Here is an 11,482-nt window from a genome sequence, read left to right on the forward strand (position 1 = left end):
CGACCGACCGGCGACGCGTCCGCGGGCGCGCCGCGCGGGCCTGCCCCGCGACCGCGATGGGATGCGCCCGGCGGCGCGGCGGTCGTCATGGGCGGCTCACAGCCGGACCACCCGGAGGGCGTCGCGGCGGTCGCCGTCGACCCGGTAGGCGAACGCCCGGGGCGGCACCCACCGCTCGGCCAGCCACTGCCCGAGCGGCTCCCTGACCCACGGGTCGCACCCGGCCAGCCGCTCGGCGCACGCCTCGAGCGGGAAGAACCCGGCGTCGACCACGATGCCGTCCGGATCGGCCACCGCCACGTCGCCCTCGTAGCGGACGGCCACGTGGACCTCGGCCCGCAGCCGCCACCCCATGCCGGCCGCCTCGGCCGTCACCTCGTAGACCGGGCCGGCCCACTCGGTCACCAGGATCCCCGTCTCCTCCTGCACCTCCCTCGTCAGCCCGTCGACCACCGACTCGCCGTCGCCCACCTCGACCACCCCGCCGGGTGGGGTCCAGTCGAACCGGCCGCCGGCCCGCCGGTTGCGCACCAGCAGGAGGCCCCCCGGCCCCTCGACCAGCCCACCGGCCACCACCCACTCGCGCACGGTCTCAGTCAACCACCGGGGTGTGACAGGCTCCGCCCGTGCCCGAGCTCGAAGCCCCGGACGGCACGCTCCTGCACTACGAGGTGTTCGGTGAGGACGGCGCCCGACCCGTCCCGGTGGTGCTCCTGCACGGGTTCGCGGCGGACCTGCACACCAACTGGGTGCGACCCGGCGTCGTCGGGGCGCTGACCGCCGCCGGGTGGCGGGTGGTGGCCGCCGACGCGAGGGGGCACGGCCGCTCGGGCAAGCCCCATGACGACGCCTCCTACGCGGGGACCGTCATGGTCGACGACGTGTCCGCCCTGCTCGACCACCTCGGCGCCGACGCCGCCCACGTGGCCGGCTACTCGATGGGCGCGTACACGGCGCTGCGGGTGGCGATCGGCGACCCGAGGGCGCGGTCGCTCGTGCTCGGCGGGGTCGGCGGCCGGGTGCTCCAGCGGGGGGTGGTCGACCGCCGGGCCATCGCCGACGGGCTGGTGGCCGAGGACCGCCGCACGATCACCGACCCGACGGCGAGGGCGTTCCGGTTCTTCGCCGAGGCGACCAAGGCCGACCGCTTCGCGCTCGCCGCCGTGCAGCGGGCGCTGGCCCCGCCCCTCCCGGACCTCTCCACCGTGCCCGTGCCCACCCTCGTCGTCGCCGGCGAGGCCGACACGATGGCGGGCGCGGTCGGCGACCTGGCCGCCGCCATCCCGGGGGCGAAGGCCGTCACCGTGCCCGGCGACCACATCAACGTGCCGACCAAGCCGGAGTTCGCCGCCGCCATCGCCGACTTCCTGGCCGGGGTGCCGGCATGACCGCCGGGCTGCCGGCGAGCGTCGCCGCCGTGGTCGCCGCCGGGCGGGAGCGGGACGTGGCCGTCGACGTCCGCGAGTTCCCGGAGGGCACCCGCACGGCCGACGACGCGGCCCGTGCCGTCGGCGTCGAGGTCGGCCAGATCGTGAAGTCGCTCGCCTTCCTCGTCGACGGGCGGCCGGTGATGGCCCTCGTCAGCGGGTCCAACCGGCTGGACGAGGCCAGGCTGGCCGCCGCCGCCGGCGGCACCGAGGTGCTGCGGGCCGGGGCCGAGGCGGTCCGGCGGGCGACCGGGTTCGCCATCGGCGGCGTGCCGCCGTTCGGGCACGCGTCGTCCATGCCGACGTTCGTGGACGAGGACCTGCTCCACTACGACGTGGTGTGGGCGGCGGCCGGCACGCCCCGGCACGTGTTCCCGATCGCGCCCGGCGAGCTGGTGCGGGCGGCGGGCGGCACGGTCTGCCGCCTGTCGTGACCGACCCGGCCACGCCCTACCTCGTCTTCGACCGCACGACGTGGTCCGGCCTGCGCGCCTCCACCCCGCTGACCATCGGCGAGGCCGACCTGCCCACCCTGCGGGGCATCAACGAGCGGCTGACGCTCGACGAGGTGGCCGACGTCTACCTGCCGCTGTCGCGCCTGCTGAACCTCAACGTCGCCGCCAGCCGCCAGCTCACCGAGGTGACCGACACGTTCCTCGGCGCCCCGCCGGCCCGCGTCCCCTACGTGATCGGCATCGCCGGCAGCGTCGCCGTCGGCAAGAGCACGACCGCCCGCCTCCTCCAGGCCCTGCTCGCCCGCTGGCCCCATCACCCGAGGGTCGACCTCGTCGCCACCGACGGGTTCCTGCTCCCCAACCGGGTGCTCGAGGAGCGGGGGCTCATGCACCGCAAGGGCTTCCCGGAGAGCTACGACCGGCGGGCCCTCGTCGACTTCCTCGCCGCCGTGAAGGCCGGCGACCCCGAGGTCACCGCCCCCGTCTACTCGCACCTGGCCTACGACATCGTCCCCGGGGCCGTCGAGCGGGTGCGGTCCCCCGACGTCCTCATCGTCGAGGGCCTCAACGTCCTCCAGGCCGGGCCGGGGCGGTTCGTGTCCGACTTCTTCGACTTCTCGCTGTACGTCGACGCCGACGAGGACGACATCGAGCGCTGGTACGTCGAGCGGTTCCTCACGTTCCGGGAGACCGTGTTCCGCGACCCGTCCTCCTACTTCCGCCGCTACGGCGACCTGTCGCCCGACGAGGCCGTCGCCACCGCCCGGTCGATCTGGGCGACGGTCAACGCCGTCAACCTGCACGAGAACGTGGCCCCGACGAAGGACCGGGCCCGGCTCGTGCTCTGCAAGGGCCCCGACCACACCGTCCGGGAGGTCCGGCTCAGGCGCTGGTGAGCTCCTCCCACACGAGGCGCTCGTCGGCGAAGGGGTCGTCGACCACCTCGGGCGACTCGTCGAGGACCATCGTCGCCCGCCGGTCGGTGTCGTAGGGCGGCCACTCGGGCAGGCCCGGCGCCTCGGGTCGGCCGTCGCGGGCGAAGGCGGCCCAGGCGTCGGCCATCGCCGCGGCCATCGCCCGCATGCCCGGCCCCACCTCGCCGACGAACAGCCCGGCGCCGGGGGCGTCGAGGTTGTCGAACACGAACGGGATCTCCAGCGCGTGGCAGCTGCCGAGCGCGCCGCCGAACGCGGGGGTGGCCCAGGTGAACAGGTACATGAACGTCGGGCGGTGGCGGGACTGGCGCTCGGCCAGGCGGATGGCGGGGATGCGGAAGACCCGGTCGGTGAGGACGGCGTCCCACACAGCCCGGACCGGCGCCTCGGCCAGCCGCCGGCGGTAGGTGGCGAGGGCCCGGCCGGGGGCGGCGCCGGTGCCGTTGGAGGCGAGGTCGCACCACGACGACAGCTGGGCCTCGTCGAGGGACGCCAGCCGCGGGTCGAGCAGGGTGAAGAGGCGGGCCTCCTCGAGGGTGGTGCCGACGACGAGGTCGGCGTCGGCCTCGCCGGCGGTGACGGCGTCGAGGGGGTGGCGGGGCAGGGTGACGCCGTCGACCACGGGCTGGAACGGCAGGCCGGACACGGGGTCGGCGGCGTGGCGCGCCGACACGGCGGCCTGGGCCTCGAGCACGGCCTCGACGGGGACGGCCCGCAGCTCGTCGACCGACGCCGGCCGGCCCAGCTCGGCCAGCACCTCGTGGGCGACCCGCTCGGCGGCCTCCCGCTCGGACACGTGGGCGCAGGCCCCGCTCTGGAGGACGGCCCGCCCGAACCGGCCGCGCGCCGCCGGCAGGCCGAGGAGGGCGCCGATGCTCATCGCGCCGGCCGACTCGCCGAACACGGTGACGTTGCCGGGGTCGCCGCCGAACGCGGCGACGTTCTCGGCCACCCACCCGAGCGCCGCGGCCTGGTCGAGGATGCCGGCGTTGCCCGACCCCTCGACGACCTCGAGGTGCAGGAAGCCGAGCGCGCCGAGCCGGTAGTTGAGGGTGACGACGACGACGTCCCTCGCGGCGAGGTTGGCGCCGTCGTACCAGGGAGTGCCGCCGCTGCCGGTGACGAACGCCCCGCCGTGGACCCACACGAGGACCGGCCGCCGGCGGCCGTCGGCCGCCGGGGTCCACACGTTCAGGGTGAGGCAGTCCTCGGACATCTCGGGGCGACGGGCGCCGAGCATGGCCTCGAGGCCGGACGGGCGCTGGCAGGCGACCGGGCCGAGCTCCAGGGCGTCGCGGACGCCGGCCCAGGGCTCGGCCGGCCGGGGCGGCGCGAACCGCAGGGGTCCGACCGGGGGGCTGGCGTAGGGGATGCCGCGGAACGTGCACGCGCCCCGGCTCCGGCGACCGCGGACCTTGCCGGCCGCGGTCTCGACGACGAGCTCCTCCATGCCCGGCAAGGTAACGGTCGGGCGCCCCGACCGGTCAGGGCAGCGACTCGACCGTGCGGCGGAACGCCTTCAGCAGCTTGCGGTCCTGGCGGTGGAGGACCCGGGCCAGCATGCGGGCGGTGCGGGCGGCCGCCGGCGGGGCCTGCACCTCGCAGGTCAGCACGACCGAGCAGCCCCGCTCGTGCTCGCCGATCTCCCACGTCCACGTCGTGCGCACGTCACCGAGGAGCGAGGCGACGACGTAGCGGGCCGGCGGGTCCAGCTCGACCACGGTCAGCTCGGTCTCGATCTCCTTGCCGGCCGGCACCCGGCGGACCTCGCGCAGCACCGAGCCGGCCCGCAGCGGCAGCGGCGAGGCGTGCTCGACCCGCAGCACGCCCGGTGCCCAGCCCGGCGTGGTCTCGACCGACGTGAGCACCCGGAAGGCGGCCGCCGGCGACCGGTCGATGTGCTCCCGTCGGACGTAGGCCAGCATGGGGCCGACAGCCTGCCCCACCCGCGGCCCGTTGGCGTGCCGGCTGGGGCATCGTGTCCCCATGGGGGTCGCCGTCGCCGTCGCCGTCCGCGGGCTGCGGCACCGCTTCGCGACCGCGGGCGGGGGCCTGACCGTGCTCGACGGCGTCGACCTCGACGTCGCCCCCGGCGGCTACGTCGCCCTCACCGGTCCGTCGGGGGCCGGCAAGAGCACGCTGCTCTCGGTGCTCGGCGGGCTGGAGCCGCCCCAGGAGGGGTCGGTCGTGGTCGGCGAGCACGACCTGTCCCGGCTGGCCGGCGACGGGCTGGCCGCCTACCGCCGGGCGACCGTGGGGTTCGTGTTCCAGCACTTCGGCCTGCTCGACACCCTGACCGCCCAGGAGAACGTGGAGCTGGCCGGGTCGCTGGCCGGCACCCGGCCGTCGGCCCGGCGGGCCAGGGCGGCCGAGCTGCTGGCCGCCGTCGGGCTGGCCGACCGGGCCGGGCACCGGCCCCTCGCCCTGTCCGGCGGCGAGCGCCAGCGGGTGGCCATCGCCCGCGCCCTCGCCAACGGCCCCCGCCTCGTGCTGGCCGACGAGCCCACCGGCAACCTGGACGAGGGCGCCGCCTCCGCGGTCATGGACCTGCTGGAGCGGCTCCCGGCCGAGCACGGCTGCACCCTGGTCGTCGTGACCCACAACCGGGCCGTCGCCGCCCGGGCCGACCGCCGCCTCGCCCTGGACGGCGGCCGGCTGGTGGCCGCGTGAGGTGGCGGGACGCCGTCGAGCTGGCGGCGAGGGGCGTGCTGCGGCGGCCGGGCCGGGCCGTGCTCACCGTGCTCGCCGTGGCCCTCGCCTCGGCACTCCTCACCGCCCTGCTGACCATCGCCCGCACGGCCGAGACCCGGGTGCTGGACCAGCTGGCCGACGGCGGGCCGCTGGCCGGCATCAAGGTCGCCGCCGCCGAGCCCGACCCCGGCCAGGTCGACCAGGACGACGCCCGGCCCGGCGCGCCCCGCGACCTCGACGACGCCGCCCTCGACCAGATGCGGGCGCTGCCCGGCGTGGCGTCGGTGGTGCCGGTCGTCGGCAGCCGGGTGCGCGTCGTCCCGCCCGACCCGCCGGTCGCGCCCGGGTCGGCGGTCCGGGCCTCGACCCCCGAGATGTTCACCGAGACCGTCCTCGGCGTGAACCTCCACCGGGTCGCCGACCTGCCCGTCACCGTGCTGGCCGGCCGGCTGCCGGCGCCCGGGTCGCTCTCCGAGGTCGCCGTCTCCCAGGGGTACCTCGAGCGGCTCGACCTTGACGACGAGGACGCCGCCGCCGTGCTCGGCACCGAGCTGACCTACGGCTCGCCCCGCTGGTTCGGCGAGGAGGAGATCGTGCGGGGCCGGTGGGTGCGGGCCGAGATCGTCGGCGTGGTCGCCCAGGAGGCGGCGCCGGGCATGGTGCTCGCCTCCGAGGAGCAGGCCAGCCTGGCCCGGGACTGGACGCTCGAGGGGGCGCCCCCCGACGAGGACTTCGACGTGTCGCCCTACTCGGGCGCGTTCGTGGTCGCCCGGGGGCTCGAGCGGGTGCCCGAGGTGCGGGAGGCGATCACCGACATCGGCTACTCCACCAGCGCGCCGGAGAACCTCATCGCCTCCGTCCAGCGCTACCTGCGGGTCGTCGGCATCGTGCTCGGCGCCATCGGGCTGATCGCGTTGGCCATCGCCTGCCTGGGCATCACCAACGCCATGCTCGCCGCCGTCCGGGAGCGGCGCCGGGAGATCGGCGTGCTGAAGGCCATCGGCGCGCGGGACCGGGACGTGCTGCGGGTTTTCCTCACCGAGGCCGGCGCGCTGGGCGTGGCCGGCGGCCTGCTCGGCACGGCGGTCGGGTGGACGATCGCCTGGACGGTCGGCCGGGTCGTCAACCGCTACCTGACGAGCGAGGGGCTGCCCGGCGTCGCTCTCGCCATCCCGCTGCCCCTGCTGGCCGGCGGCGTGCTCGGCGCCGGCCTGCTGGCCCTCGTCGCCGGGGCCGTGCCCGCCATGCGGGCCGCCCGCCTGCCGGCGCGAGAGGCGGTGGAGGTGTGACCCGCCGCCGCCTGACCTGGGCGGTGGTCGCCGTCGTGCTGGCCGCCGCCGCGGTCGTCGCCGTGGGCCGCATCGGCCCGTCCGGCGGACCGGACGAGGTGGTCGACGCCCCGAGCGTCCCGCCCAGGGTCTACGTCGCCGTCGGCGGTTGCGAGACGTTCGGGGCCGGGTCGACCGACGCCTTCCGCACCTCGTACCCCCGCCTGCTGTTCGCCGGGCTGCCGCTGCCGGCGACGTTCGTGAACTTCGCCGTCCCCGGCGCGCTGGTGGCGCCGACGCTCGGCGTCGTCCCCGTGCGCTCGGCCGACCTGGACCCCGACGTCGTCACCGTGTGGTTGGGCGGCGCCGACCTCGTCGCCGGCACGCCGGTGGCCGACTTCGAGCGCGACCTCACCGCCCTGCTGGACCGGATGGCGGCGCCGGGGCGGGCCGTCCTCGTCGCCAACCTCCCGGCCTTCGACGAGGTGCCCGCCGCGCTCGTGCAGCTGGCCGGCACGGGCGACTGGGACGCCTGCGAGACCGACCGCCTCTCGCTGGCCACGCCCGAGCAGGCGGCCGCCGTCGGGGAGTGGAACGCGGCGATCGAGCGGGCGGCCGACGCCGCCGGGGCCACGGTCGTCGACGTGCACGGCGCGTTCGCCCGGGCGAGGGCGGGCGGCGGCCCCGACCCGCTCGGCGGCGACGGCTTCTTCCCGAGCCAGGCCGGCCACGAGGCCGTCGCCGGCGCCTTCTCGGACGCGCTCGCCGCCGCCGGACCGGGCGGCTGACCCCGGCGCCGGGCGGGCGGCGGCCCGGCGGCGAGGCGGTCGGCGGCGGCTGACGGGATGCGCTCGCCGCCGGCGGGCCGGTCGGCGGCGCCGGGCGCGCGGTGGGGCCGGCGGCGGCCCGGCGGCGAGGCCGTCGCCGGCGCCGTCTCGGACGCGGGCGCCGATCAGGCCGGCGGCGGCTCGGCGGCGAGGGCGTCGCCGCCCCGGTCGCCCCGGCGGACGACCCGGTCCCGCACCGCCCACCAGGTGACGAGCACGAGCGCCTCGACCACGATGCGGCCGGACATCTTCGACGTGCCCCTGACGCGGTCGGTGAACGAGATCGGCACCTCGACCACCCGGCCGCCGGCCCTCGCCACCTCGTAGGCCATCTCGATCTGGAACCCGTAGCCGTCGGCCCGCACGGCGTCGAGGTCGACCCGGCGGAGCACCTCGACCCGGTAGGCGCGGTAGCCGGAGGTGGTGTCGCGCACGTCGAGGTCGAGCACGACGCTGGCGTAGCGGTTGCCCCAGCGGGAGAGCAGCCGCCGGTGCAGCTTCCAGTCCGGGATCGACCCGCCGGGGACGTACCGGGAGCCGACGGCCAGGTCCGCCCCGGCGTCGAGGGCCCGGAGGAGCTGGGGCAGGGCCGACGGGTCGTGGGACATGTCGGCGTCCATCTCGACCACGACGTCGTAGCCGGTGGCCATGGCCCGGCGGAACCCAGCCCGGTAGGCGGTGCCGAGGCCGGACTTGGCCGGCCGGCGCAGCACCTCGACCCGGCCGACCTCGCGGCCGGCCGCCTCGGCCAGGTCGGCCGTGCCGTCCGGGCTGCCGTCGTCGACGACGAGCACGTCGACCTCGGGGGTGGCGGCCCGGATGCGGCGCAGGACCTCGGCGATGTTGTCGGCCTCGTCGAAGGTCGGGAGCACCACCAGCGTTCGCACGGGCCGACACCGTACCGGTGCGGGAAGGTCCGGTCGGGAGGGTGGCGGCCGGCCGTAGCATCGGGGCATGGACCCGTCACCCCGGCCGCCGGCGCCGACCTCGCTGCCGCCCACCGGCGCGCGGGTGCTGGCCTTCCTCGCCATCCTCGTCGCCGGCGTGTGCGGCGGCCTCATCGGGTGGGCGATCACCGACCTCCAGGTGGACAGCTCGGCCGCCAACGGGGTCGGCGCGCTGGTGGGGGCCGTGATCGCCGCCGGCGGGGTCGCCGTGATCGCCGTGCTCGTCCTCCGGGCCATGGGCGAGTGGCGGACGATCGACCCGAACCGCGACGGCGGCGTTCAGGCCAGGCGCACCCGCCGGTAGCCCTCGGCGTAGGGCACGCCGGCCTGGCGGCCGGCCTCGGCGGCCCGCCGCCGCAGCACGTCGCCGACCAGCTCGACCCCGTCGTCGCCCAGCTGGCTGCGGTGGCAGCGCAGCGCCTCGACCTTGGCGTCGAGCGTGTCGGTCACGTCCACCCACACGTCGGGCTCGAGGGTCCCGGACAGGTACAGGGCCCGCACCTGGTGGGCCGGGCCGGCCGAGCGGAAGTACAGCGGGCTGGCGGCCGCCGGCGAGCAGGCGTCGAGCACCGCCCACCCCACCTCCCGGTGGTCGCGGTGGTTCACGTAGGTGTCGCCGAAGAACACGGCCGTCGGGTCGGGGCTCAGCACGGCCTCGGGGCGGACCCGGCGGATCTCGCCGACCAGCCGCTCCCGCAGGCCGGCGTCGTTGGCGATCTCGCCGTCGGGGTAGCCGAGCCGCACCACCCCGGCCAGGCCGAGGACGGCGGCGGCGGCGGCGACCTCGCCGGCCCGCCGCTCGGCCAGCGCGGCCGGGTCGGTGCCAGGGTCGGCGCTCCCCTTGTCGCCCAGGGTGCAGACCACGAGGTGGACCTCCGCGCCGGCCCGCGCCCACCGGGCCAGGGTGCCGGCGCAGGCGACCTCGGGGTCGTCGGGATGGGCGTAGACGGCGAGCGCGCTGGCCGGCGCGACGCCGACGAGGTCGGCCATCAGGGGGCCGACGCGATGGCCTTCGCCGCCCGCTCCACGCCCTCGTCGTCGACGTCGAGGTGGGTCATCATCCGCAGCACGCCCGGCGCGATCGTGCCGGCCAGCACGCCCTGGTCGTGCAGGTGGACGACGACGGCCGCCGGGTCGGGGTGGCGCCAGATGACGGCGTTGGTCGTCACCGACGCCGGGTCGAGGCCGCCGTCGGGCCACCGCTCGGCCACCGCCTCGGCCAGCCGCGCCGCCCGCTCGTGGTCCTCGGCCAGCCGCTCCACGTTCTGCTCGAGGGCGAGCAGGCCGGCGGCGGCGATGATCCCCACCTGGCGCATGGCCCCGCCCAGCCGCTTGCGCTCGTCGGCGGCCGCGTCGACCAGGTCGGCCGATCCGGCGATCAGCGAGCCGATCGGCGCGCCGAGCCCCTTCGAGAGGCAGCACATCACGGTGGCGGCGGGCGCCGCGTAGTCGGCGGCCGGCACCCCGGTCGCCACCTCGGCGTTGAACAGGCGGGCGCCGTCGAGGTGGACGGGCGGGCCGACGGCGGCCACCTCGCGCAGCCGGTCGAGGGGCCAGCACGTGCCGCCGGACGGCATGTGCGTGTTCTCGACGAACACCGCCGACACGTCCGGGTAGTGGTGCTCGGCCGCCTCGACGGCCCAGCGCACGGCCTCGACGTCGAGGGTGCCGTCCTCGTCGTCGACGAGGTGGAACTGCACGGGAGCGTTCGTCGCCGCCCCGCCCCGCTCGTAGGTGACGACGTGCTGGCGGCGGCCGGCGACGACGGCCGTGCCCGGGCGGCCGAGCAGGCGGAGGGCGATCTGGTTGGCCATCACCCCGGACGGCACGAACAGCGCCGCCTCCTTGCCCACCCGCGCCGCGAACGCCTCCTGGAGGCGGTGGACCGTCGGGTCGTCGCCGAAGCCGTCGTCGCCGACCTCGGCCTCGGCCATCGCCCGGCGCATCGCCGCGCTCGGCCGGGTCACGGTGTCGGAGCGGAGGTCGACCCGTTCGGCGGTCACCGGCCGAGGCTACCTAGGGTGCCGTCGTGGACCTCGCCGCCTCGCTGCTCGAACTGGCCGTCGCCGTCGCCACCGAGGCCGGTGACCTGCTGCTGCTCCGCCTCCACCAGGCGAGGGCCGAGGTCGGCACCAAGTCCTCGCTCACCGACATGGTCACCGAGATGGACCGGGCGGCCGAGGAGCTGGCCGTGGCCCGGCTGCTGGCGGCGAGGCCCGACGACGGCGTGGTCGGCGAGGAGGGCTCGCACCGGGCGGGCACGTCCGGGGTCCGCTGGATCGTGGACCCGATCGACGGGACGACCAACTACCTGTACCGGATGCCGGGGTTCGCGGTGTCGGTGGCCGCCGAGGTGGACGGGGTGGTCGTGGCCGGCGTGGTCGTCGACCCGTCCCACGGCGAGGTGTTCACGGCGACGAGGGGCGGCGGCGCCCGGTGCAACGGCGAGCGGGTGACGGCGTCCGCCGCCGCCGCCCTCCCGAGCGCGCTGGTCGGCACCGGCTTCTCCTACGACCCCCTGCGGCGCCGCCGCCAGGCCGCCGTCCTCACCCAGGTGCTGCCGTGCGTGCGCGACATCCGCCGCCACGGCGCGGCCTCGGTCGACCTGTGCTGGACGGCGTGCGGGCGCTTCGACGCCTACTACGAGCGGGGCCTCCAGCCCTGGGACCTGGCCGCCGGGGCGCTGGTCGCCACCGAGGCCGGCGCCCTGGTCGGCGACCTCGACGGGGGGCCGCCGTCGCCGGCCTTCGTGCTCGCCGCCGCGCCGGCCATCTTCGAGCCGCTCCGCTCCCTGCTGGCCAGCGCGGGCGCGGGCGCCGCCTGACCTAATGTGACCTGTCCGCCGCGGGTCGTCACGAGACCGACAACGGCGGGTCACCCATCCGCCCGGCGAGCGGGGGAGGCTTGACGACCATGTCATTGGAGGTCACCT

General features: G+C 77.0%; 14 protein-coding genes. 8 read left to right on the plus strand and 6 right to left on the minus strand.

What is annotated here, in order from left to right:
* Positions 1-96 precede the first annotated feature (96 nt).
* Entirely contained in the window at positions 97-588 is a 492-nt protein-coding gene (locus VGB14_20330; protein HEX9995281.1) for an NUDIX hydrolase, read from the minus strand.
* A 38-nt stretch (positions 589-626) separates the two neighbouring features.
* Between VGB14_20330 and VGB14_20335 the strand changes: the two genes are divergently transcribed.
* The 3 genes from VGB14_20335 to coaA are packed head-to-tail and all read left to right on the plus strand — an operon-like array spanning position 627 to position 2,778.
* On the plus strand, positions 627-1,388 hold the full coding sequence (locus tag VGB14_20335) for an alpha/beta fold hydrolase (protein ID HEX9995282.1): 762 nt from the start codon (positions 627-629) through the stop codon (positions 1,386-1,388).
* The gene (locus VGB14_20340; protein ID HEX9995283.1) at positions 1,385-1,861 is read left to right on the plus strand and encodes a YbaK/EbsC family protein; all 477 of its coding nucleotides are present in this window, start codon (positions 1,385-1,387) and stop codon (positions 1,859-1,861) included. The genes VGB14_20335 and VGB14_20340 overlap by 4 nt, the downstream gene beginning before the upstream one ends.
* Positions 1,858-2,778 carry a type I pantothenate kinase gene (coaA, locus tag VGB14_20345; protein ID HEX9995284.1) on the plus strand — a complete coding sequence of 307 codons (921 nt, stop codon included), beginning with the start codon at positions 1,858-1,860 and terminating at the stop codon, positions 2,776-2,778. The genes VGB14_20340 and coaA overlap by 4 nt, the downstream gene beginning before the upstream one ends.
* On the opposite strand, the gene VGB14_20350 is transcribed toward coaA, so the two are convergent.
* Positions 2,765-4,267 carry a carboxylesterase/lipase family protein gene (locus VGB14_20350; protein HEX9995285.1) on the minus strand — a complete coding sequence of 501 codons (1,503 nt, stop codon included), beginning with the start codon at positions 4,265-4,267 and terminating at the stop codon, positions 2,765-2,767. The genes coaA and VGB14_20350 overlap by 14 nt on opposite strands.
* 34 nt (positions 4,268-4,301) lie before the next feature.
* Complete coding sequence (locus VGB14_20355; protein ID HEX9995286.1) at positions 4,302-4,742, minus strand: SRPBCC family protein; 441 nt, start codon at positions 4,740-4,742, stop codon at positions 4,302-4,304.
* 61 nt (positions 4,743-4,803) lie between these two features.
* Between VGB14_20355 and VGB14_20360 the strand changes: the two genes are divergently transcribed.
* Genes VGB14_20360 through VGB14_20370 form a run of 3 tightly spaced genes read left to right on the plus strand, consistent with a single transcriptional unit; the run spans position 4,804 to position 7,564 of the window.
* Positions 4,804-5,487, plus strand: coding sequence for an ABC transporter ATP-binding protein (locus tag VGB14_20360; GenBank protein ID HEX9995287.1), 684 nt, complete (start codon positions 4,804-4,806; stop codon positions 5,485-5,487).
* Entirely contained in the window at positions 5,484-6,797 is a 1,314-nt protein-coding gene (locus VGB14_20365) for an ABC transporter permease (GenBank protein ID HEX9995288.1), read from the plus strand. The genes VGB14_20360 and VGB14_20365 overlap by 4 nt, the downstream gene beginning before the upstream one ends.
* Positions 6,794-7,564, plus strand: a complete 771-nt coding sequence (locus VGB14_20370; GenBank protein ID HEX9995289.1) for an SGNH/GDSL hydrolase family protein — start codon at positions 6,794-6,796, stop codon at positions 7,562-7,564. Before VGB14_20365 ends, VGB14_20370 begins: the two co-directional genes overlap by 4 nt.
* Positions 7,565-7,728: 164 nt before the next feature.
* On the opposite strand, the gene VGB14_20375 is transcribed toward VGB14_20370, so the two are convergent.
* Positions 7,729-8,490 (minus strand): polyprenol monophosphomannose synthase, encoded by a 762-nt coding sequence (locus VGB14_20375; protein HEX9995290.1) that lies wholly within the window; start codon positions 8,488-8,490, stop codon positions 7,729-7,731.
* Positions 8,491-8,557: 67 nt separating this feature from the next.
* Here VGB14_20375 and VGB14_20380 point away from each other — a divergent pair, with 67 nt between their 5' ends.
* On the plus strand, positions 8,558-8,854 hold the full coding sequence (locus tag VGB14_20380) for a hypothetical protein (protein ID HEX9995291.1): 297 nt from the start codon (positions 8,558-8,560) through the stop codon (positions 8,852-8,854).
* Here the strand turns inward: VGB14_20380 and VGB14_20385 are convergent.
* Positions 8,830-9,540 carry a PIG-L deacetylase family protein gene (locus tag VGB14_20385; GenBank protein HEX9995292.1) on the minus strand — a complete coding sequence of 237 codons (711 nt, stop codon included), beginning with the start codon at positions 9,538-9,540 and terminating at the stop codon, positions 8,830-8,832. The genes VGB14_20380 and VGB14_20385 overlap by 25 nt on opposite strands.
* A complete protein-coding gene (locus VGB14_20390; GenBank protein HEX9995293.1) occupies positions 9,540-10,553 on the minus strand; it encodes a GntG family PLP-dependent aldolase in 1,014 nt (337 codons plus the stop codon). Before VGB14_20390 ends, VGB14_20385 begins: the two co-directional genes overlap by 1 nt.
* A gap of 26 nt (positions 10,554-10,579) precedes the next feature.
* On the opposite strand from VGB14_20390, the gene VGB14_20395 reads away from it, so the two are divergent.
* On the plus strand, positions 10,580-11,374 hold the full coding sequence (locus tag VGB14_20395) for an inositol monophosphatase family protein (GenBank protein HEX9995294.1): 795 nt from the start codon (positions 10,580-10,582) through the stop codon (positions 11,372-11,374).
* Positions 11,375-11,482 lie beyond the last annotated feature (108 nt).

It is taken from the genome of Acidimicrobiales bacterium (assembly GCA_036399815.1).
Lineage (GTDB): Bacteria > Actinomycetota > Acidimicrobiia > Acidimicrobiales > DASWMK01 > DASWMK01.

Bases quoted from the DNA above. Each gene is read 5' to 3' on its own strand.
- VGB14_20340 (HEX9995283.1), top strand. From the start codon at position 1,385: ATGACCGCCGGGCTGCCGGCGAGCGTCGCCGCCGTGGTCGCCGCCGGG.
- VGB14_20385 (HEX9995292.1), bottom strand. From the start codon at position 9,540: ATGGCCGACCTCGTCGGCGTCGCGCCGGCCAGCGCGCTCGCCGTCTAC.
- VGB14_20355 (HEX9995286.1), bottom strand. From the start codon at position 4,742: ATGCTGGCCTACGTCCGACGGGAGCACATCGACCGGTCGCCGGCGGCC.
- VGB14_20380 (HEX9995291.1), top strand. From the start codon at position 8,558: ATGGACCCGTCACCCCGGCCGCCGGCGCCGACCTCGCTGCCGCCCACC.
- VGB14_20360 (HEX9995287.1), top strand. From the start codon at position 4,804: ATGGGGGTCGCCGTCGCCGTCGCCGTCCGCGGGCTGCGGCACCGCTTC.
- VGB14_20350 (HEX9995285.1), bottom strand. From the start codon at position 4,267: ATGGAGGAGCTCGTCGTCGAGACCGCGGCCGGCAAGGTCCGCGGTCGC.